We start from the raw sequence: 20,261 nt of genomic DNA, 5'->3' as shown, positions 1-20,261 counted from the left end.
GTGCGCCGGCGTTAACGAGAGGCTTTCAAAGTTGAAAAAATACACGCGACAAACACTACGAGCGACCCCATGAGAAATAGCTTAACCCGCTTCCTGGCAGGTTCTCTTTTAAGCGCCGCCGTGGCGTCGGCCTGGGCCGCGGACCAGCCGCCCGCCGAGAGCGCCCCCATCCGTTTCGAGATCGCCCGTTTCGAGGTCAAAGGCAACACCTTGCTGCCGCAGGCGCAGATCGACGCGCTGCTGGCCAAGTACACCGGCAAGGAGCGCGACTTCGGCGACGTGCAGCGCGCGCTGGAGGCGCTCGAGGCCGTGTACCACCAGCGCGGCTACAACGTGGTGACGATCGAGCTGCCGGAACAGGAGCTCAACCGCGGCGTGGTGCAGCTGCGCGTGGTGGAGACGCGCATCGGCCGCATCCAGGTCAAGAACAATCTGTACTTCGACGAGAACAACATCCGCTTCAGCCTGCCCGCCCTGCAGGAGGGCCGCACGCCGGACCTGAAGGCGGTCTCGGCCAACCTGAAGCAGGGCAACGAGAGTCCCGCCAAGGAAGTCACGCTGAAGCTGCAAAGCGGCGAGCGGGACGACGAGGTCGACGCCATCCTGGACGTCAAGGACCAGACCCCCTGGAAGGGCATGGTCAACATCGACAACACCGGCACCCCGCAGACCGGCAAGACCCACCTCGGCTTCATCCTGCAGAACGCCAACCTGTTCAACCGCGACCACCTGGCCTCGCTGCAGTACACCACCTCGGCCGAGGAACCGGGCCGCGTCAAGGTGTACGGCGCCGGTTACCACATTCCGCTGTACGCGCTGGGCGATTCGCTGGACTTCTTCGCCAGCTATTCCAACGTCGATTCCGGCACCGTGTCGGCCGGCGCGGTCAACCTGGCCGTCAGCGGCAAGGGCGCGGTGTACGGCGCGCGCTACAACCAGAGCCTGGCCAAGCGCGGCGAACTGGAAGCCAAGCTCAGTTACGGCGTCGACTACAAGGCCTACAAGAACAGCGTGCAGCTGCAGGGCCAGGAGCTGGGCAACGACGTCACCGTGCATCCGCTCAGCGTGAGCTACCAGGCCACGCTGCCGCTCAAGCAGGGCGAGGTCAGCGGCCAGTTGACGCTGCTGCGCAATGTCTCCGGCGGCGCCAAGGGCGACCAGCACGCGTTCACGCTGGCGCGCGACGGCGCCAAGGCCGACTACACCATGCTGCGCCTGGCCGGCAGCGCGACGCGGGCGCTGGCCAACGACTGGCAATTGCGCGCCATCGTCAACGCCCAGTACACCAGCGACGCGCTGATCCCCGGCGAGCAGTTCGGCGCCGGCGGCGCGACCTCGGTGCGCGGCTTCGTCGAGCGCGAGATTTCCAACGACTCCGGCCTGGGCGTCAACCTGGAGGCCTACACGCCCAACGTCTGCAGCCACGCGGGCTGGAACTGCCGCCTGCTGGGCTTTTACGACGCTGCCTACGTCAAGCGCAACCACGCTCTGCCCGGCGAACTGACCAGCACCAGCATCGCCAGCGCCGGCGTCGGCGCGCGCTTCGTGCTGTCGACCTACGCCAACCTGCAACTCGATTTCGGCCACGTGGTCCGCGCCGGCAACACCGGCCGCGACAACGCCAGCCGCCTGCACTTGCGCCTGGGACTGGCGTACTGAGCGTCCCCTGAATGTACTGGAAATGAATATGTCACAGCCTAAAAACTCTCTCGTGGTCCGGGCCTTGCTCAACGGCCTGCTGTTGCTGGCGCTGTGCGGCGCGGCGGGCGCCGGCTGGGCCGCGCAAGTGGTGGGTACGGTGGTCCAGCTGAGCGGGCCGCTGCTGTCGAAGAAGGCCGACGGCGTGGTGCGGATCTTGTCGATGCGCTCCGAAGTCGAGAGCGGCGATATGCTGGTGACCGAGAAGAACACCTACGCGATGGTCAAGTTCATCGACAACAGCGAAATCACGCTCAAGCCGGGCACCACCTTCAAGGTCGAGAACTTCAGCTACGACGCCGGCAAGCCCGAGGCCGACAACGCCTCGTTCAGCCTGGTCAAGGGCGGCCTGCGTTCGGTCACCGGCCTGCTGGGCAAGCGCAACAAGGAAAAGTTCGCCATGAAGACGCCGAGCGCCACCATCGGCATTCGCGGCACCACCTTCATCGCCGACATCGTCGAGCCGAGCGAGGAGGCGGTGGCCGCGCGCCTGGCCTACAACCTGGCCAGCACCGCCTCGCTGGACGCGCTGGCCGCGCCGGTGCGGCCGCTGATGCTGGCGCAGTTGACGCTGCCGCCGGGCGGGGTGCGCGCGCCGGGCCTGTACGTGCAGGTGCTCGACGGCTTGATCCATGTGACCAACCCGTCCGGCTCCAGCAATTTCAGCGCCGGCCAGTTCGGCTACACGCCGAGCTTGCGGACGCCGCCGGTGGTCCTGCCGGCCAATCCGGGCATCCAGTTCGCGCCGCCGCCGGTGTTCAACCAGAGCACGGGACCATCGTCCAGCACCGGCCCGGGCAAATCGAACGTCATCGACTGCGAAGTGCGCTGAATTCCGCCGTGCCCGCAATTTGGACTTGACCTTCCCATCGTGGGATACTTGATGCTGTCGTCATCGAGTCTTCCATTGGGATCGTCATGTCCAGCTCCGCCTCTCCTGTAGCGCAATCGATCAACATCGAGGGCATGACCTGCGCCTCCTGCGTGGGCCGCGTCGAACGCGTGCTGGCTGCGGTGCCGGGCGTGGACAAGGTCAGCGTCAACCTGGCCACCGAATCGGCGCGGGTGGAATCGTCGCAGCCGCTCGATTTCTCCCTGCTGGCGCAGGCGGTCGACAAGGCCGGCTACCACGCCACGCCGGAACTGCCGCCATCCGCACCCGCGCCCGTGCCGGCCGCGCCGACGCTGGTCCACCCCACCGGTGGCCGCGCGGTGGTGCTGGCGGCCTTGCTGTCGCTGCCTTTGCTGCTGCCAATGCTGCTGGAACTGGCCGGCGTCCACTGGATGCTGGACGGCCGCCTGCAGCTGCTGCTGGCGACGCCGGTGCAGTTCTGGCTCGGCGCGCGCTTCTATCGCGCCGGCTGGCTGGCGCTGCGTGCCCGCAGCGGCAATATGGACCTGCTGGTGGCGCTGGGCACCAGCGCCGCATATGGCCTGAGCGTCTACCAATTGTTCGCGTCGACGTCCGCCATGCCGCACCTGTATTTCGAAGCGTCGGCCGTGGTGATCACCCTGATCTTGCTGGGCAAATGGCTGGAGGCGCGCGCCAAGCGCCAGACTACGTCGGCCATCCGCGCCTTGCAGGTGCTGCGGCCCGAGTCCGCGCGCGTGCGGCGCGGCGAGCAGGATGTCGAAGTGCCGATCGCCGACGTGCGGCCGGGCGAGTTGGTGGTGGTGCGTCCCGGCGAGCGGGTGGCGGCGGACGGCGAGGTGGTGGAGGGCGCCAGTCATGTGGACGAGGCGCTCATCACCGGCGAAAGCCTGCCCGTGGCGCGCCATGCCGGCGACCGCGTGACGGGCGGCGCCATCAACGGCGAGGGCCTGCTGCTGGTGCGGGTGACGGCGGTGGGCGCGGAGAGCACGCTGGCGCGCATCATCCGGCTGGTGGAGGACGCGCAGGCGGCCAAGGCGCCGGTGCAGCATCTGGTGGACCGCGTCAGCGCGGTGTTCGTGCCGGTGGTGCTGGTGCTGGCGGCGCTGACCTTCGCCGGCTGGTGGCTGGCGACCGGCGACGCCGAGCGGGCCATCATCAATGCGGTGGCGGTGATGGTGATCGCCTGCCCGTGCGCGCTGGGATTGGCGACACCGGCCGCGATCATGGCCGGCACCGGCGTGGCGGCGCGCTACGGAATACTGATCAAGGACGCGGAGGCGCTGGAACTGGCGCACCGCATCACCACCGTGGCGTTCGACAAGACCGGCACGCTCACCGAAGGCAAACCGTCGCTGGTGGCGCTGGAGCCGGCCGGCATCGACGAGGCGCGGCTGCTGCAACTGGCCGCCGCCATCCAGCGCGGCAGCGTACCCACGCTGGCCCGCGCCGTCACCGAAGCCGCCGCCGCGCGCAACGCCGCCACGAGCGATGGCGCCGCCGCCGCGCCAATCGTCGCCATGCCGGCCGGCGCCACTGTCGCTGCCGCTGCGCCGGTTGCGACCGACGTCACCGCCTTGCCCGGGCGCGGCGTGGCGGCCATTGTCGACGGCACGCGCCTGATCCTGGGCAGCACGCGGCTGATGCAGGAGGAGGGCGTCGCGCTGGACGCATTGAGCGCCCGCGCCACCGCGTTGGAACAACAGGGCCTGACGATCTCCTGGCTGGCCGCCTCAAACGCGCCGCAGCCCGCGCAGCTGCTTGGCCTGCTGGCCTTCGGCGACCGCGTCAAGCCGCAAGCCCGCGCCGCGCTTCAAGCCCTGCGCGCCCTGCACATCGAGACCATCCTGCTCACCGGCGACAACCAGGGCAGCGCCGACGCCGTCGGCAAGGAACTGGGCATCGACCGCATCGTGGCCAACATGCTCCCCGCCGACAAGGCCAGCATCGTGGCCGGCCTGAAGACTGGCCACGCCTGCATCGCCATGGTCGGCGACGGCATCAACGACGCCCCCGCGCTGGCCGCCGCCGATGTCGGCATCGCCATGTCCAGCGGCACCGACGTCGCCATGCACGCCGCCGGCATCACGCTGATGCGCGGCGACCCCGCGCTGGTGGCCGCCGCCATCTCGATCTCGCGCCGCAGCTACAGCAAGATACGACAGAACCTGTTCTGGGCCTTCATCTACAACCTGGTGGGCATACCGCTGGCCGCCTTCGGCCTGCTCAACCCCATGGTCGCCGGCGCCGCGATGGCGCTCAGTTCCGTCAGCGTGATCAGCAACGCCTTGCTGCTGCGCCGCTGGAAGCCCGACCACCTGAAAGGACAAGCATGAATATCGGACAAGCCGCGGCGGCCAGCGGCGTATCGGCCAAGATGATCCGCTACTACGAAAGCATCGCCCTGATCCCGCCGGGGCGGCGCAGCGACGCCGGCTACCGCATCTACGGCGAGAACGACCTGCACGCGCTGCGCTTCGTCAAGCGCGGGCGCTCGCTGGGCTTCTCGCTCGACCAGATCCGCGACCTGCTGTCGCTGTGGCAGAACAAGGAGCGCGCCAGCGCCGACGTCAAAACCATCGCCATGGGCCATGTGGCGGAACTGAACCAGCGCATCGCCGAACTGACCGAAATGCGCGACACGCTGCAAACGCTGGCCAGCTGCTGCCACGGCGACCATCGCCCCGACTGCCCCATTCTCCAATCGCTGGCCGATTAATTAAAGTATAATCGGCCCGTTTTGGTGCTCGCGCGCCTGTCCAGGCGCGCAGTTAAACGGGAAACATGGAGCTGGCCACGCCAGCCAACATGTGCTGCCCCCGCAACGGTAAACAAGCGTCGTCGTTGACGACAAATCCGCCTCTTCAGACCACTGTGCAGTCGCATGGGAAGGTCAGGCGGTGTCGCTTGCCAGCCCGGATACCGGCCAGACAGGTGGAAATGCCCAGGCATTTCTGTTCAATCCGCTCACGGGGAGGTGAGGGGATTGCATCTGTTTCGATCTACATCTATGCATCTATTTTGCTCGCCACGGCTTTGCCGTCTGGCGGCCGTGCCTTGCGCACGCGCCGTTCGCTCACCCCTGCGCTTCGACTGTTCGTTGAAGGAGCATCCATGATTTTGCTTTCGATAGCCGCGCTGGCGGCGACGGTTCCGCTGGCGACCAACGGCGAGCCTGTGATGGAGGCGGTGGAAGTGCGCGGCCACTACGACAACGGCGTCGGCACGTCCAGCGCCGCCAGCCAGGGATCGGTGACGGCGGCGCTGATCGCCAACCGTCCGGCGCTGCGGCCCGGCGAGCTGCTGGAGTTCGTGCCCGGCGTGATCGTCACGCAGCACAGCGGCGACGGCAAGGCCAATCAATACTTCCTGCGCGGCTTCAACCTCGATCACGGCACCGACTTCGCCACCTTCGTCGACGGCATGCCGGTCAACATGCGCGCCCACGCGCACGGCCAGGGCTACACCGATTTGAATTTCCTGATGCCGGAACTGGTCGACCGCATCAACTACAAAAAAGGCCCGTACTACGCGGACGAAGGCGACTTCGCCTCGGCCGGCGCGGCGCACATGGGATTGGCGAACAAGCTCAAAGAAAGCACCGCCAGCATCACCGTCGGCGAGCACCAGTACTACCGCGCCAACCTGACCGGATCGACGCCGCTGGGCGAGGGTAACCTGGTCTACGGCGCGGAGCTGGGACACAACAACGGCCCGTGGGTCAGCCCGGAGGCCTTCCACAAAAGCCTGGGCGTGCTGCGCTACAGCCAGGGCGGCAGCGACAACCAGTTCAGCGTCACCGGCATGGCCTACAAGGGCGGCTGGTACGCCAGTAACCAGATCCCGCTGCGCGCGGTGCAAAGCGGCGAGATCGACCGGTACGGCGCGATCGACACCAGCGATGGCGGCATCACGTCGCGCTACAGCGTATCGGCCACGCTGCGCCAGCGCACCAGCGACACGCTGTTGCAGGCCAACGCCTACCTGGTGCAATCGAGCCTGGACCTGTACAACGACTTCACCTACTTCCTCGACGACCCGGTCAACGGCGACCAGTCGCGCCAGACCGAGAAGCGCCGCATGACGGGCTTCGACGTGGCGCAGACGTGGTTCGGCAAGTGGGGCGGGCTGGAAGTGAACAACAAGGTCGGCCTGCAGGGACGCTACGACTACATGTCGCCGCTGGCGCTGTACAGCACCGTCAAGCGCCGGATCACCGGCACCATCACGGAATCGAAGGTCAAGGAAGCCAATGCGGCGCTCTATTTCGAGAACACGGTGCAGTGGCGCGAATGGCTGCGCACCACGGCCGGCTTGCGCTATGACCGCTACCGCTTCGATGTGAGCAGCAATATCGCCGAGAACACGGGCAAGGTCAGCGTCGGCATGACGTCGCCGAAACTGGCGGTGGTGCTGGGGCCATGGGCCAAGACGGAATTCTTCATCAACTACGGCGAGGGCTTCCACAGCAACGATGCGCGCGGCACCACAGTGCACCTGACGCCGAAGGAGCGGGAGCCTATCGATCCGGTCACGCCGCTGGTCAAGACGCGCGGCGCGGAGCTGGGCGTGCGGACCGAGTTCGTGCCCGGCCTGCAAAGTTCGATGGCCTTGTGGAAGCTGCGCTCAGCGTCCGAGCTGGTGTTCTCCGGCGACGCGGGCGATACGGCGGCAAGCCGTGGCAGCTACCGTTCCGGCATCGAGTGGAACAACCACTACATCGCCGCGCCATGGCTGCTGTTCGACCTGGACCTGGCTTACTCTCGGGCGCACTACACCGAGCATGACGCGGCGGGCGATTACATTCCGGGCGCGGTCGGCAAGGTGGCCTCGTTCGGCGCGACCGTCACCGATCTCGGTCCGTGGTCCGGCGCGTTCCAGATGCGCTACTTCGGACCGCGTCCGCTGATCGAGGATAACAGCCAGCGTTCGGCGACGACTGCGATCGCGTATGCGCGGGTGGGCTACAGGATAGACCGGCGCTGGGCCGTGTCGCTGGACGCGTTCAACCTGTTCGACCGCAAGGCCAGCGACGTGGATTACTACTACGCCTCGCGCTTGCCGGGCGAGCCGGCCGAAGGCGTCAACGACATCCACTACCATCCGGTGGAGCCGCGCACCTTCCGCCTGACGTTGAAGGCTACATTCTGACGAACATCCACACGGTCAGCGCGGCGCCGACCAGCACCACGAAGCCGCGCATGACTTTTTCCGGCAGGCGGTGGATCAGCCATCCGCCGCACAAGCCGCCGGCGATGCCACCCACGCACAGCGCCAGCGCGGCCGGCCAGCTGATCAAGCTGGAGGTGGCGAAGATCAGCGTGGCGGCGGCGTTCATCGCCATCGCCAGCACGTTCTTGGTGGCGGCTGCGGCGCGCACCTGCTGGCCGGCGATGGTCAGCGCGGCCAGCATCAGGAAGCCGATGCCGCCGCCGAAGTAGCCGCCGTAGATGGCGATGCAGCTTTGCACCAGCATCAGCGTCCAGGGCGGCATGCTGCCTGCCGCGTGCAGCGGTTTCTTGCGGAAGCTGCCCCACGCGAACACGCTGGTGGCGAACAGCACCAGCCAAGGCACCAGCCGCGCGAAGAAGGACGGCGGCGTATTCAAAAGCAGGATGGCGCCGAAGATGCCGCCGATGGCGCTGATGATCAGCATCTGCTTGAACGTCAGCGGCCCGACGTCGCCCGCCAGCTTGCGGCCGGCGTAGGCGGAGGTGATCTGGCTCGGGAACAGGGCGATGGTGGAGGTCATGTTGGCGGCCAGCGGATTCAGGCCGGCCAGCAGCAGCGCGGGGAAGGTGATGAACGAGCCCCCGCCGGCAAGGGCGTTCTGCACGCCGGCCAGGAAGCCGGCGGCGGCGACCATCAGGACAATCGGGAGTTCAAGCGGAGGGACTGGTGGCATGGCGTCTGGGAAGTGGTCGGGTCAACGGTCGATTATAACCGTGTACTGAATATCGTTTTGGGCGGCGCTCCGCCGTTGTCGGTGCTACCATCTTGGCATGACAACACCATACCAACTTTATTACTGGGACGGCCTGCAGGGCCGCGGTGAATTCGTGCGCCTGGCGCTGGAGGAGGCGGCCGTGCCGTATGTGGACGTGGCGCGACAGAAGAAGGGCATGCCGGAGCTGATGGCGTGCCTCGATGGCGGCCAGGTCGATCATCCGTCGTTCGCGCCGCCGGTGCTGCGCGCGGGCGAGCTGCTGATCGGGCAGACCGCCAACATCCTGATGTTCATCGGCGCCCGCCACGGCTTGGCGCCGCGCGCGGAGGCGGGGCGGCTGTGGACCAACCAGCTGCAGTTGACCATCGCCGACATCGTCAACGAGGCGCACGACACGCACCATCCCATCGCCGTCAGCAAGTACTACGAAGAGCAGAAGAAGGAAGCCAAGGCGCGCGCCAGGTGCTTCCGCGAGGAGCGCATACCGAAGTTCCTCGACTACTTCGAGGGCGTGGTGGCGCGCAATCCGGGGCGGGGAGGGTATGCGGTCGGCTCGCGGCTGACGTATGTGGACTTGTCTCTGTTCCAGCTGATCGAAGGCTTGCGCTATGCGTTCCCGAAGACGATGGCGCGGCTGGCGCCATCGTATCCGGCCTTGACCGCCTTGCGCGACAAGGTGGCGCTGCGGCCCAACATCGCCGCCTACGTCGGGTCGAAGCGGCGGATACCGTTCAATGAGGACGGCATCTTCCGCCACTACCCGGAGCTGGACAAATAATCAGGCCGCGCCGGTGACGGGGTAGCCCGCGTCGGCGATGGCCGATTTGAGCGAGGCCAGCGGGGTGGCGCTGTCTATGCGAACGGTCTTGCTGGCCAGGTCGATCTCGACCTTCGCCGCCGCATCGACCGCCTGCACCGCCTTGGTCACCGCGCCCACGCAATGGCCACAGCTCATGTTTTGCACTTGTAGTTGATACATCGTCCTACTCCTTGAACAGTTTCGATGATCATACTGTAGGCCTTCCCGTCGTGGGAAGGTCAAGCACTATCGCGCGTTGCCCGCGAGCGGCAGCGTCTCCAGGCGGTTCTCGATCTCAAGGCGCACGGCGTCCGGCATCTCCATTTCATGCAGCGCCTTGGGCCAAAGGTCCTTGGCGCGCGTGACCGTTTGCGTGACGGCCGCCTTGACGATGCGCTCCGAAATGCCCGCCTGTTTGGCGATGGCGGCATAGGTGTCCAGCGTTTCCTGCCGCTGCAACTGGTCGATGGCGACGTTGGTGGCGAAACCCCGGAAGCCGGCCAGCGCCGCGACGCACACGATGTCATAGGCCGGCGCAAGCTCGGGGCGGACGCCGTCGCGATACAGCACGCTGAAGTTCTTCAGGTGCGCGTCCGAGTTCCCGATCAGCGTGTTGACGGCCTGCCGGATGAAGAACTGGCGGACATCCTCGATGCCGCGCGTGCCAAGGCGGTCCAGCACCTGGACCAGCTTGACGAATTCCCTGGCGCCGGAATACTTCTGGGCCGGCATGAGGGTGAGCAGCTGGCAGGCGTCCTCCATGTGCACCGCGCCGGCGGGGCCGCGGTCGAAGCGCTCGACCGCCAGGAAGCGCATGCCGGCGCCCAGCGCGGCCACCAGGTCCGGGTGGTCGTCCATCGTGCTCATGGGCGCCGGCCGGCATGCCGCGACATCGACTCCGGCCAGGCCGGCCAGCCGCATGCAGGCGTGCTCGTTCATCACCTGCGAGTCGTCGCCGGCCAGCGGCAGCTTGGCGATGAGGTCGGACGGCGTGCCCTTGACCGGCATGCGGTACCGCTTGCCGTCCCGGGCGTGGGACAGCGCCACCTTGTCCTGCACGCCGGACAGCGAGGCGGCGCCCTCGGCGGCCTGCTCGGGCACGCTGATTTCAAGATTGTCGGCGCCGCCGGTGACGCCGTAGGCGCGGGCCGCAGCCGTCAGGTTGTCGAGGTTGGCGGGCAGCACGGTCACGGCGCCCGGCAGGTCCTCGCCGGCGGCGGCCAAAATGCCGAAGTCGTCCATGTCGCGGTCGCTCTTGCGCGTGGCGGCCAGGCGCCGGCGCAGCGCGCCCTCCGGCAGCAGGCCCGCGAAGAAGGGCGGCAGTTCGCCGCGTTCGCGGTACACCGCCGGGTCGAAATGGTTCTTCAGGGTTTCCTGCGTCACTTGCTCGGCGCCGGGCAGCGTCATCGACAGGGAGAGCGTGGCGCGCCGCGTATCGGCCTGGTATTGCTCAGTCGCGAGGAAACGTGTAGCGCGGCCCGCCTCGCACAGCCAGCCCACGTGCCGGCCGCGCAGCCATACTTCCAGATAGCGGGGGACCAGCGCGTGGTTCAATTGAGTCCGCCCAGCAGCCGGTCGACCGTCGATGGAACGTCGTCCGGCCCGATGGCTTTGCCGGACAACAGGCGCGCGACCTCCGGCAGCAGATGTTTGGGGATCAGGACCAGCGTGGCATCCATCGCGCCGGCCAGCGCTTCGTAGGTGCTCAGGCGGGAATCCAGTTTCCCGCTCAGTACGTTGCTGACTTGGGGGACGTTCATTCCGCTGACATCCGCAAGGTTCTGCAGTGTTTTTCCCAGTTGGATACGGCGATGTTGTAGTTGCTCGAACACGGACATTTTATTCTTTCATGTAAATTATGGGTCTAATTTTACGTGAAAACATAAATGTCCGCGCATTGGCGTGTGCTCAGTCCTCCGGCGGATCGTTCAGCTTGGCCAGGTCCAGGCTGACGAGCGCCCAGATGCCGCCGGCGTAGTCCGGCTCGCGCGACAGGTATTCCACCTCGGAGGGTTTGATTTCGAAGGCCTTGCCTTGCTCGACCAGTTGGCCGACATGGCCGTAGATGGCCTTGGTGGCGTTGCTCATGGCCTTGTCCACCGTTTCGCCGGTGGTGACGCAGCCGGGAATGTCCGGCACGGTGACACCATACTTGGTGTTGCCTTTTTTTCGGATCAGGATAGGGATGTCCATGGTCTTGTCTCGGCGGTGGTCCGAAAGTCTGGCGAAATCAATGACTTGCAGTGTCTAGTGTCATACAGGTTGCTGCCGGTTTCAAGCACTTTCGTGGTTGACGTCGTCTTTATTGTGCACTGCATTAGAGATTGACATCGGAATTTTCTTACGATACCATTTAAATAATTCTTAAGCGCATTTTAAGTTTGCTAAGAGAAACATTTCCCGGCCCCCAACCCCTGCGCCAGGCTTGCATTTTTCCAACCACTACAACCTCCGCACAGGGACCAGCATGAAATCCATTAAATTCGCCACAGTAGCACTCGCATTGGCCGCCATCGGCAACGCCAACGCCGCCGTGATCACTTTCCAGACCGGCAGTTCCGGCGCCGGCTCACAGGCTAGCGCGCAAGATTACCGCAGCGTGGTTGACGCCGCCGTTGTCGGCGGTCATACGACCGTTTTGAGCAGCTACGACAACGTGTCGAATAATTCGGTGTTCGGCACCGGCAACTCGGACATCGCCTTCAAGTCCACCATCGATTTCGGCCTGAGCGCCGCCGGCACCTACTCGTTCCGCGCCGGCGTGGACTTTGGCCGTGGCGGCGCCGTATTCCTGGACGGCCAGGCCGTCGCGGTGAACAGCAACGACATGTGGTGGAACTTCAACTACAACACCCCGAACGGCGCCTTCCTGATCAACAACCAGGCGCTGTCGGCCGGCAACCACACGCTGACCATCTACGGCCTGGAAGGCTGCTGCGATGGCGGCCAGCAAGTGCAGTACGCGGCCGCCAACGGCAATTTCCAGAGCTTCAGCGTCAACACCCTGGCGCCAGTGCCTGAACCGGAAACCTACGCCATGCTGCTGGGTGGCCTGGCGCTGGTCGGCGGCTACGCCCGCCGCCGCAACAACAAAGCCTGATAGAAAAAAGAAGCCCCGCCGGCATTGCTGCGGGCGGGGCTAACAGGTACGGGTTTATTCTACTACATTTACAACACGTCGCTGGCGTGGTCCGCCAGGCGCGAGCGTTCGCCGCGCGCCAGGGTCACGTGACCGCTGTGCGACCATCCCTTGAAGCGATCCACCACATACGTCAGGCCGCTTGAACCCTCGGTCAGGTAAGGCGTGTCGATCTGCGCGATGTTACCCAGGCACAGGATCTTCGTGCCGGGACCGGCGCGCGTCACCAGCGTCTTGACCTGCTTGGGCGTCAAGTTCTGCGCTTCGTCGATGATCAGGAACTTGTTGACGAAGGTGCGGCCGCGCATGAAGTTGAGCGACTTGATCTTGATGCGCGAGCGGATCAGGTCCTGCGTCGCCGCACGGCCCCATTCGCCACCGTCCGAATCGGACTTGTTGAGCACTTCCAGGTTGTCGTCGAACGCGCCCATCCATGGCGACATCTTCTCTTCCTCCGTACCAGGCAGGAAGCCGATGTCCTCGCCGACCGGCACCGTCACGCGGGTGACGATGATTTCGTTGTAGAGCTTGGTCTCCAGCACCTGCGCCAGGCCGGCGGCCAGGGCCAGCAGGGTCTTGCCGGTACCGGCCTGGCCCAGCAGGGTGACGAAGTCGCACTCCGGATTCATCAGCAAGTTCAAGGCGAAGTTCTGCTCGCGGTTGCGGGCGGTGACACCCCACACATTGTTCTTGTTGTGGCTGAAGTCGCGCAGGGTTTGCAGCACGGCGGTCTTGCCGTTGATCTGCTTGACCTGGCCATAGAACGGCGCTTCGCCATTCTTCGGCTCCAGGAAGATGAACTGGTTGACCAGCAGCGACGGCACGAACGGGCCGGTGACGCGGTAGAACGTCGCGCTCTGGCCGTTCTTGTTCTCCTGCCAGGATTCCAGGTCCTTGCCGTGCTTGGTCCAGAAATCGTCCGGCAGCTGGACGATGCCCGAGTACAGCAGGTCGGTGTCTTCCAGCACGTGGTCGTTGAAGTAGTCCTCGGCCGGCAGGCCCAGCGCGCGCGCCTTGATGCGCATGTTGATGTCCTTCGACACCAGCACCACCGGACGGCCTTCCTGTTCCGCTTCAAGCGAGCGGACCACGGACAGGATCTGGTTGTCGGCCTTGCCGACCGGCAGGCCGACCGGCAGGTCCGCCGTTTGCAGGCGCGTCTGGAAGTACAGGCGGCCCTTGGCGTCCTTGTTGCCCAGCTTGGACAGCGGGATGCCGTTCTCGATGGCGTCGTCGTCGGTGTTGGAAACCAGCGCGTCCAAGGTGCGCGACACCTGGCGGGCGTTGCGCGCCACCTCGGTCATGCCCTTCTTGTGGTTGTCCAGCTCTTCCAGCGTCATCATCGGCAGGTAGACGTCGTGCTCCTCGAAGCGGAACAGCGACGATGGATCGTGCATCAGCACGTTGGTGTCCAGCACGAACAGCTTGGTGGTGCCGGTCTGGTCCGCGTGACGGCTGGTCGAGGACTTGATCGCCACTTCATGCGGCTTGTGCTTGGCCGGATGCGGCGCCTCGGCGGTGATCGGCGTGACCTTGCTGCGCGCGGCCGGCACCGGCTTGGCCTTGGCGGCCGGCTTGGCCGGTGCCGCGGCGGGCGCGATGCCGGCGGCGGCGTTCTTCAATACGGCGGGCGCGGCCTTCAACACGGCGGCCACGGCTTTTGACTTGGTGGTGGTTTTCGGGGTTTCTGCTTTGGCTTTTGCTACAGGCACTGCTTTGACGGGCGCCGCTTTCTTCGGCGCGGGCGCGACTTCAGCCACCGCTGCGATGGCGGGGACTGGGCGCGGCCCTGTCGCTTTGGGATAATCTTTGGCCAGAAGTATAGTCGCTGGCTTACTAGGTAATTTTGGCAGTGGCATCAGGATCTCATTTGAAGAATATCTGGAGGAATCCGCCCATAGGCGCAGCACACTTTCTGGTCTTGAAAGTGTTGGGACCGGATGGGGTGGATGCTGGGTAAAACAGGGTTATAAGACTGCCGACGGGCGCTCATCATGCCCGGAGAAAGTACCGCGTGGTGGCCGGCTGGCCACCATGTAGGGTGGTGGTGTGAATTACAGTGATGACTCAAGGGCTGTTACGCATAGTTCTGCTACGGTTGAGCAACTCTGGAAGCCGCAACGCGTGCAACAATTAAACCTGACGCGCTACGAATTCCAGCACTTCATCGACGTGACCCGCTACTTTCACGCCTCTCCATTCTTTCACCAATTGCCCGGTAGCGTCAATCACAAACGTACTGCGTTCGATGCCGCGCACCGTCTTGCCGTACATTTGCTTCATCTTCATGACGCCGAACTGCTGGCAAAGCGCCTCGTCGGGGTCGGAAATGAGCTCGAAGGGCAGGCCCAGCTTGGTCTTGAAGCTTTCGTGCGAGCGCAGCGAATCGCGGCTGATGCCGTAGATTTCGGTGCCGGCCGCCTGGAATTGCTCGTACAGGTCGCGGAACGCCATGTTCTCGGTGGTGCAGCCCGGTGTGTTGTCCTTGGGGTAGAAGAACAGCACGGTGTGGCGCGCCGGCCGGCCCGACAGCTGGAAGGTCTGGCCGCCGGTCATGGCGGCGGAAAAATCGGTCACTACGGAAGGGCTATCAGCCACAGGCTATCTCCTGAACGGTACGCATTAAGAACGGGCGGCGCCCTGCACGATCAGCTGGCCCGAGCGACCCGGCAGCTCGCCCCAGGTGATCGGGCAAACCGGCATGGCCTGGTGCCGGACCTTCTGATGGTAATCGGCCATCGACGCCAATGTGTAGCCTTGCGCCTTCCAGCCAGCCAATAACTGCTCGAATATGGGGGCGAGTTTTTGCCCTTCAAGTTCGGAGTGCAAAGTATATACGTGGTCGCGCGTGGCGCCGGCCGTCAGCTTCAGCAGGAAGGCGGCGATGTTGCCGGTGCCGATGACGACGCCGTCGATCTCGCGGCCCAGCAGCTCGTCCAGCGTCGGCAGCGTGGTGGGCAGCTGGATGTGGGACAGCACCTTGTCGCCGTCGGACAGGCGGTGCGGGCCGTCGGCCGGATTGGCCAGCGTGCCGTTCTCGTTGAGCACGCAGCGGCCGTCGGACGCGTAGGCGTAGCCTGCGGTGTCATGCTCGGCGAAGGCGGCGTTGTTCATCTGCCAGCCGGCCGCGCCGTGGGTGCGCGGCGCGGTGCCGAACACCTGCGTGAAGCGGGCGGCGGCCTTGCGCATCATGGCGGTGGACCATTTGCCGTCGCGCCTGGCGACGTTGTCCTGCCACAGCACGTGGTCCCAGGTGTGGATGCCGCATTCGAAGCCGGCGTCGCGCACGCTGCGCAGCTGTTCGGCGCATTCCTTGCCGATGTCCGGGCCCGGCAGCAGGGTGCCGTACATCAGCGTCTTGATGCCGTAATGCTCGACCACGGACGTGCGCGAGACTTTGCTGAAGAACCCCGGACGCAGCGCGCGGCGCAGCGCCCAGCCGGTGTGGTCCGGCCCCAGCGAAAACAGGAAAGTGGCCTGGGCGTTGTGCGCCTTCAGCATCCGCACCAGGTTCAGGGTGCCTTCACGGGTGCCGCGGTAGGTGTCGACATCGATCTTCAACACCATCAGCGGCGCTTGCGTTTGCAAAGTCTCGGTCAAATCTTAGTCCATCAGTTTTTGTGCTTCGGCCACCTGGCTGCGGTAGGCGTCGAAGATCTTCTTCAGCGCTTCGGCCATGGTGGTGGTCGGTTTCCAGCCCAGCTCTTCGCAGGTGTTGGTGATCTTCGGCACGCGGTTCTGCACGTCCTGGTAGCCCGCGCCGTAGTAGGCGCCCGAGGTGGTCTCGACGATCTTGACCTTGGCGGCGCCTTCGGCGTACTCGGGGTACTGCGGCGCCAGTTCCAGCATCATGCCGGCCAGCTCGCGGATCGAGTAGTTGTTGACCGGGTTGCCGATGTTGTAGATCTTGCCGCTGGCGGCGCCGTTCTTGTTCTCGATGATCTTCATCAGCGCGTCGATGCCGTCGTCGATGTCGGTGAACGCGCGCTTCTGCGCGCCGCCGTCCACCAGCGAGATGTTCTCGCCACGGACGATGTGGCCGAAGAACTGGGTCACCACGCGCGACGAGCCTTCTTTCGGCGTGTGGATGGAGTCGAGGCCGGCGCCGATCCAGTTGAACGGACGGAACAGCGTGAAGTTCAGGCCTTCCATGCCGTAGCCCCAGATCACGCGGTCCATCAGCTGCTTGGCGTTGGAGTAGATCCAGCGCGGCTTGTTGATCGGGCCGCAGATCAGCTCGGAGTTCTCGGGATCGAACTCGTCGTCGTGGCACATGCCGTACACTTCCGAGGTCGACGGGAACACCAGGTGCTTGCCGTACTTGGCGGCCGAGCGCACGATGGGCAGGTTGGCTTCGAAGTCCAGCTCGAACACGCGCAGCGGCGCCTTGACGTAGGTCGACGGCGTGGCGATCGCCACCAGCGGCAGGATCACGTCGCACTTCTTGACGTGGTACTCGACCCATTCCTTGTTGATGGTGATGTCGCCCTCGAAGAAGTGCATGCGCGACTTGTACGCCTCATTCTCCAGGACGTCGGTGATACGGTCGGTGCTCATGTCCATGCCGTAGACATGCCAGTCGGTCGTTTCCAGGATGCGCTTCGACAGGTGATGGCCGATGAAGCCGTTGACGCCGAGGATGAGGACTTTTTTCATTTGATAGTTACCCAGGTAATGTTCATTGTCCGCCAGCGGACAGCTCCGCCAGGCGGGATTGCAACTGCTCGGCCGTGACGGAAACCCCGTCGGCCGTCAAGGCGGAAATCGTCAGCATGCGGCCATCGCCGCACACGCCAAAGATGCAATTATCCACTACTGTCAAGCCAGGTGGCAAACTTAGCGATACAACATTGCCGAAATTGCCAGATAATCGGGCCCGTTGCAGCACGTAGCGCACGCCGCCGATATCGGTGAAGGCGCCGGGGTAGGGCGGGGCCACGGCGCGGTGCAGGTTGTACACGTCCTGGGCCGGCAGCAGCCAGTTGATGCGGCCGTCCTCGGGCTTGCGGCCGCCGAAGTAGCCGCCCTTGCTCAGGTCGTTCTTGATGCGCGGCGCCGTGCCGTCCAGCAGCGACGGCAGCACCATCCACAGCGCCTGCTCGGCCGCCACGGTGACCTTGCCGAACACCTCGAAGGCGGTGTCGTCGGGCAGGATAGGCACCTCCATCTGCGACACGATGTCGCCGGCGTCCGGCTTGACGGTCATCTCGTGCAGGGTGGCGCCGGTGACGGTGGCGCCGTGCAGCACCGCCCAGTTGACCGGCGCGCGGCCGCGGAATTCCGGCAGCAGCGAGCCGTGCATGTTGAACGCGGGCGCCACCGCCAGCAGCTCGGCCGGCAGCATGTTGCGGTAGTAGAAGCTGAACATCAGGTCCGGCGCGATGTCCCGCACCTGCTCCAGCAGCTCGGGCGACTTGGCGTCGACCGGCGTGATGTAGGGGATGCCCTCGGCCTGGCACAGCGAGATCACCGATTCGAACCAGATGTTCTCGTTGGCGCTGTCCTCGTGCGTGACCACCAGCGCGACGTCGACGCCGCCGGCCAGCAAGACCTTCAGGCAGCGTACGCCGACGTTGTGGTAGCCGAAGACGACGGCGCGTTGACGCTTATTGGATTCACTCATGGCCTCGGCCCACAGTACGTTTTTCCACACCGGCCGGCGCATCGAGCGACTGGCCGGGCTTTTGTTCCAGGATCGTTTGTACCACGTAGCGCGGGCGCGCGCGCACTTGCTGGAAGATGCGGCCCACATACTCGCCCAGCAGGCCGATACCGAACAGGATAGTCCCCATGAAGAAGAAGGCAATCGCGAACAGCGTGAACAGGCCCTCGGCCTCGGCGCCCAGGAACAGGCGGCGCACCAGCAGCACCATCACCAGCAGGCCGGAGGCGATCGACAGCAGGATGCCGAACATCGAGAAGAATTGCAGCGGCACCAGCGAGAAGCCGGTGACCAGGTCGAAGTTCAAACGGATCAGGCTGTACAGCGAGTACTTCGATTCGCCGGCCGCGCGCTCCTCGTGCTCGACGATGATCTCGGTCGGCTTGCGGGCGAAGCGGTAGGCCAGCGCCGGCACGAAGGTGTTGACCTCGCCGCACTGGTTGACCAGGTCGATCACGTTGCGGCCGTAGGCGCGCAGCATATTGCCCTGGTCGGTGATCTTGATGTTGGTGATGCGTTCGCGCAGGTGGTTCATGGCCTTGGACGCGTAGGTGCGCCATGCCGAATCCTGGCGCTTGCGGCGGATCGAGCCGACGTAGTCGTAGCCTTCGCGGATCTTGGCCACCAGGTTGCCGATTTCCTCGGGCGGGTTCTGCAGGTCGGCGTCGAGCGTGATCATGATGTCGCCGCGCGAGGCTTCGAAGCCGGCCAGGATGGCCATGTGCTGGCCGTAGTTGCCGTTGAAGAGCACCACGCGGGTGACGTCGGGACGGGTGCGGAACTGCTCGGCCAATATCGAGACCGAGTTGTCGCGGCTGCCGTCGTTGACGAACACGATCTCGTAGGTCGTGCCGAGCTTGTCGAGCGCCGGGTACAGGCGGTCGAACAAGGCTTGCAGGCCGGCCTGCTCGTTGTAGATCGGGATAACGACGGAAATTTCTGGCTTCATCAACGACACGCTCATTTGATCAAAATCTCTTTCACGGCTGCGACGGCACGGTCGACATCGGCCGTGGTCATGGCATAGAACATCGGCAGGGTCACGGTCAGGCGGCCGACTTTTTCCGACACGGGGAACATGCCCTCCTTGAAGCCGCGCTCACGGTACATGGTGAACAGGTGGATGGGCGCGTAGTGGTAGCCGGTGCCGATGTTGAAGCGCTCCTGCATCGCGCGCATGAAGTCGGCGCGGGTGGTCGGGCCGTTATCGGGCAACACGATCTGGAACAGGTGGTAATTGCTGGTCTCGAAGGCCCGCACCGGCAGCTGGGCGCCGGACTGCGCCTCAAACTCGGGGCCGAAGGCCTGGTAGTAGTGGCGCGCCAGGTTGCGGCGGTGCGCGGTGATGTTGTCGATGTTGGCGAACTGGCCCAGGCCGATGGCGGCCATGATGTCGCTCATGTTGTACTTGCCGCCGAGGACGTCCACATCGATGCCGTCGACGCCGCTGCGGGTCACGCCCTGCAGGCGGTACTTCTCGGCCAGCTTGGCCTCTTCGAGGTTGTTCAGCACCAGCGCGCCGCCTTCGCCGGTGGTGATGTTCTTGTTGGCCTGGAAGCTGAACGAGACGAAGTCGCCGAACGAGCCGATGCGCTTGCCGTTCCACTCGGAGCCGAACGCCTGCGCCGCGTCCTCGATCACGCGCAGATTGTGCTTCTTGGCGATGGCGTACAGGCGGTCCATGTCGACCGGCAGGCCGGACAGGTAGACCGGGATGATGGCCTTGGTGCGCGGCGTGATCGCGGCTTCGACCTTGTCGAGGTCGATGTTGCGGGTGACCGGGTCGATGTCGGCGAACACCGGCGTGGCGCCCACTTCGATGATGACGTTGGCCGTGGCGACCCAGGAGATCGAGGTGGTGATGACTTCGTCGCCGGCGCCGATGCCGGCGATGCGCAGCGCGATCTCCATGGTGCAGGTGCCGGAGTTGAAGGTGCGTACGGGGCGGCCGCCGAAGTATTCGGACATCTGGGCTTCGAAGGCGGCCACTTTGGGGCCGCTGGTGATCCAGCCGGAACGCAGCACGTCGCCGACGGCGGCGATGGTTGCCTCATCGATGGTGGGTTTCGAAAAAGGCAAGAAAGGTAAGGCGGAGGTCATGGGTGTCGCTCTCGATATTGATTTGGCTTATGGCCGCATTCTAAA

At 65.0% G+C, this 20,261-nt stretch carries 19 protein-coding genes and 1 riboswitch; of the genes, 7 read left to right on the top strand and 12 right to left on the bottom strand.

The features are described from left to right. Positions 1 to 69: 69 nt before the first annotated feature. From HUX88_RS20035 to HUX88_RS20015, 5 genes are all read left to right on the top strand, one after another. On the top strand, positions 70 to 1,659 hold the full coding sequence (locus HUX88_RS20035; protein ID WP_176362904.1) for a ShlB/FhaC/HecB family hemolysin secretion/activation protein: 1,590 nt from the start codon (positions 70 to 72) through the stop codon (positions 1,657 to 1,659). A 28-nt stretch (positions 1,660 to 1,687) separates the two neighbouring features. Beyond that, the gene (locus HUX88_RS20030) at positions 1,688 to 2,530 is read left to right on the top strand and encodes a FecR domain-containing protein (RefSeq protein ID WP_176362903.1); all 843 of its coding nucleotides are present in this window, start codon (positions 1,688 to 1,690) and stop codon (positions 2,528 to 2,530) included. An 86-nt stretch (positions 2,531 to 2,616) separates the two neighbouring features. Next, positions 2,617 to 4,905 (top strand): cation-translocating P-type ATPase, encoded by a 2,289-nt coding sequence (locus HUX88_RS20025; protein WP_176362902.1) that lies wholly within the window; start codon positions 2,617 to 2,619, stop codon positions 4,903 to 4,905. Next, positions 4,902 to 5,288, top strand: a complete 387-nt coding sequence (gene cueR, locus HUX88_RS20020; RefSeq protein ID WP_161096075.1) for a Cu(I)-responsive transcriptional regulator — start codon at positions 4,902 to 4,904, stop codon at positions 5,286 to 5,288. Before HUX88_RS20025 ends, cueR begins: the two co-directional genes overlap by 4 nt. Positions 5,289 to 5,293: 5 nt before the next feature. Further along, positions 5,294 to 5,515: riboswitch (cobalamin riboswitch) on the top strand. Between the two features lie 168 nt (positions 5,516 to 5,683). Then, complete coding sequence (locus HUX88_RS20015) at positions 5,684 to 7,720, top strand: TonB-dependent receptor (protein ID WP_176362901.1); 2,037 nt, start codon at positions 5,684 to 5,686, stop codon at positions 7,718 to 7,720. Here HUX88_RS20015 and HUX88_RS20010 read toward each other — a convergent pair. Then, positions 7,710 to 8,474: a sulfite exporter TauE/SafE family protein gene (locus HUX88_RS20010; RefSeq protein WP_176362900.1), complete on the bottom strand. Its 765-nt coding sequence runs from the start codon at positions 8,472 to 8,474 to the stop codon at positions 7,710 to 7,712. The genes HUX88_RS20015 and HUX88_RS20010 overlap by 11 nt on opposite strands. Before the next feature lie 97 nt (positions 8,475 to 8,571). Between HUX88_RS20010 and HUX88_RS20005 the strand changes: the two genes are divergently transcribed. Next, positions 8,572 to 9,294 (top strand): glutathione S-transferase, encoded by a 723-nt coding sequence (locus HUX88_RS20005; protein WP_176362899.1) that lies wholly within the window; start codon positions 8,572 to 8,574, stop codon positions 9,292 to 9,294. Here the strand turns inward: HUX88_RS20005 and HUX88_RS20000 are convergent, their stop codons facing one another. From HUX88_RS20000 to HUX88_RS19985, 4 genes are all read right to left on the bottom strand, one after another. Beyond that, positions 9,295 to 9,495, bottom strand: coding sequence for a heavy-metal-associated domain-containing protein (locus HUX88_RS20000; protein WP_176362898.1), 201 nt, complete (start codon positions 9,493 to 9,495; stop codon positions 9,295 to 9,297). A gap of 66 nt (positions 9,496 to 9,561) precedes the next feature. Beyond that, on the bottom strand, positions 9,562 to 10,869 hold the full coding sequence (locus tag HUX88_RS19995) for a type II toxin-antitoxin system HipA family toxin (protein ID WP_176362897.1): 1,308 nt from the start codon (positions 10,867 to 10,869) through the stop codon (positions 9,562 to 9,564). Beyond that, positions 10,866 to 11,075, bottom strand: a complete 210-nt coding sequence (locus HUX88_RS19990; protein WP_229213388.1) for an XRE family transcriptional regulator — start codon at positions 11,073 to 11,075, stop codon at positions 10,866 to 10,868. Before HUX88_RS19990 ends, HUX88_RS19995 begins: the two co-directional genes overlap by 4 nt. A gap of 148 nt (positions 11,076 to 11,223) precedes the next feature. Further along, positions 11,224 to 11,508, bottom strand: a complete 285-nt coding sequence (locus HUX88_RS19985) for a type II toxin-antitoxin system HicB family antitoxin (protein WP_117014933.1) — start codon at positions 11,506 to 11,508, stop codon at positions 11,224 to 11,226. A gap of 274 nt (positions 11,509 to 11,782) precedes the next feature. Here HUX88_RS19985 and HUX88_RS19980 point away from each other — a divergent pair, with 274 nt between their 5' ends. Further along, positions 11,783 to 12,415 (top strand): CCXG family PEP-CTERM protein, encoded by a 633-nt coding sequence (locus HUX88_RS19980; protein WP_117014934.1) that lies wholly within the window; start codon positions 11,783 to 11,785, stop codon positions 12,413 to 12,415. A gap of 68 nt (positions 12,416 to 12,483) precedes the next feature. Here HUX88_RS19980 and HUX88_RS19975 read toward each other — a convergent pair whose 3' ends face one another. From HUX88_RS19975 to HUX88_RS19945, 7 genes are all read right to left on the bottom strand, one after another. Then, the gene (locus HUX88_RS19975) at positions 12,484 to 14,313 is read right to left on the bottom strand and encodes a PhoH family protein (protein WP_176362896.1); all 1,830 of its coding nucleotides are present in this window, start codon (positions 14,311 to 14,313) and stop codon (positions 12,484 to 12,486) included. Between the two features lie 274 nt (positions 14,314 to 14,587). Beyond that, positions 14,588 to 15,052 (bottom strand): peroxiredoxin, encoded by a 465-nt coding sequence (locus tag HUX88_RS19970; protein ID WP_301547078.1) that lies wholly within the window; start codon positions 15,050 to 15,052, stop codon positions 14,588 to 14,590. Positions 15,053 to 15,076: 24 nt separating this feature from the next. After that, positions 15,077 to 16,021 carry a polysaccharide deacetylase family protein gene (locus HUX88_RS19965; protein ID WP_176363005.1) on the bottom strand — a complete coding sequence of 315 codons (945 nt, stop codon included), beginning with the start codon at positions 16,019 to 16,021 and terminating at the stop codon, positions 15,077 to 15,079. A gap of 36 nt (positions 16,022 to 16,057) precedes the next feature. After that, complete coding sequence (locus HUX88_RS19960; RefSeq protein ID WP_117014937.1) at positions 16,058 to 17,110, bottom strand: bifunctional UDP-4-keto-pentose/UDP-xylose synthase; 1,053 nt, start codon at positions 17,108 to 17,110, stop codon at positions 16,058 to 16,060. Positions 17,111 to 17,132: 22 nt separating this feature from the next. Next, entirely contained in the window at positions 17,133 to 18,077 is a 945-nt protein-coding gene (locus HUX88_RS19955; protein ID WP_176362895.1) for a formyltransferase, read from the bottom strand. Further along, positions 18,070 to 19,065, bottom strand: a complete 996-nt coding sequence (locus HUX88_RS19950) for a glycosyltransferase (protein ID WP_176362894.1) — start codon at positions 19,063 to 19,065, stop codon at positions 18,070 to 18,072. The genes HUX88_RS19955 and HUX88_RS19950 overlap by 8 nt, the downstream gene beginning before the upstream one ends. Before the next feature lie 11 nt (positions 19,066 to 19,076). Beyond that, positions 19,077 to 20,216, bottom strand: coding sequence for a DegT/DnrJ/EryC1/StrS aminotransferase family protein (locus HUX88_RS19945; protein ID WP_176362893.1), 1,140 nt, complete (start codon positions 20,214 to 20,216; stop codon positions 19,077 to 19,079). Positions 20,217 to 20,261 lie beyond the last annotated feature (45 nt).

The sequence above is a fragment of the Duganella sp. BJB1802 genome, from assembly GCF_013369445.1.
GTDB lineage: Bacteria > Pseudomonadota > Gammaproteobacteria > Burkholderiales > Burkholderiaceae_D > Rugamonas > Rugamonas vulcania_A.
The sequence above is the reverse complement of the archived record's forward strand: the minus strand, read 5'-3'. Positions and strand labels throughout refer to the sequence as shown.

Coding starts and splice junctions, on each gene's coding strand:
- HUX88_RS20035 (WP_176362904.1), top strand. CDS start 70: ATGAGAAATAGCTTAACCCGCTTCCTGGCAGGTTCTCTTTTAAGCGCC.
- HUX88_RS20030 (WP_176362903.1), top strand. CDS start 1,688: ATGTCACAGCCTAAAAACTCTCTCGTGGTCCGGGCCTTGCTCAACGGC.
- HUX88_RS20025 (WP_176362902.1), top strand. CDS start 2,617: ATGTCCAGCTCCGCCTCTCCTGTAGCGCAATCGATCAACATCGAGGGC.
- cueR (WP_161096075.1), top strand. CDS start 4,902: ATGAATATCGGACAAGCCGCGGCGGCCAGCGGCGTATCGGCCAAGATG.
- HUX88_RS20015 (WP_176362901.1), top strand. CDS start 5,684: ATGATTTTGCTTTCGATAGCCGCGCTGGCGGCGACGGTTCCGCTGGCG.
- HUX88_RS20010 (WP_176362900.1), bottom strand. CDS start 8,474: ATGCCACCAGTCCCTCCGCTTGAACTCCCGATTGTCCTGATGGTCGCC.
- HUX88_RS20005 (WP_176362899.1), top strand. CDS start 8,572: ATGACAACACCATACCAACTTTATTACTGGGACGGCCTGCAGGGCCGC.
- HUX88_RS20000 (WP_176362898.1), bottom strand. CDS start 9,495: ATGTATCAACTACAAGTGCAAAACATGAGCTGTGGCCATTGCGTGGGC.
- HUX88_RS19990 (WP_229213388.1), bottom strand. CDS start 11,075: ATGAACGTCCCCCAAGTCAGCAACGTACTGAGCGGGAAACTGGATTCC.
- HUX88_RS19985 (WP_117014933.1), bottom strand. CDS start 11,508: ATGGACATCCCTATCCTGATCCGAAAAAAAGGCAACACCAAGTATGGT.
- HUX88_RS19980 (WP_117014934.1), top strand. CDS start 11,783: ATGAAATCCATTAAATTCGCCACAGTAGCACTCGCATTGGCCGCCATC.
- HUX88_RS19975 (WP_176362896.1), bottom strand. CDS start 14,313: ATGCCACTGCCAAAATTACCTAGTAAGCCAGCGACTATACTTCTGGCC.
- HUX88_RS19965 (WP_176363005.1), bottom strand. CDS start 16,021: ATGGTGTTGAAGATCGATGTCGACACCTACCGCGGCACCCGTGAAGGC.
- HUX88_RS19960 (WP_117014937.1), bottom strand. CDS start 17,110: ATGAAAAAAGTCCTCATCCTCGGCGTCAACGGCTTCATCGGCCATCAC.
- HUX88_RS19955 (WP_176362895.1), bottom strand. CDS start 18,077: ATGAGTGAATCCAATAAGCGTCAACGCGCCGTCGTCTTCGGCTACCAC.
- HUX88_RS19950 (WP_176362894.1), bottom strand. CDS start 19,065: ATGAAGCCAGAAATTTCCGTCGTTATCCCGATCTACAACGAGCAGGCC.
- HUX88_RS19945 (WP_176362893.1), bottom strand. CDS start 20,216: ATGACCTCCGCCTTACCTTTCTTGCCTTTTTCGAAACCCACCATCGAT.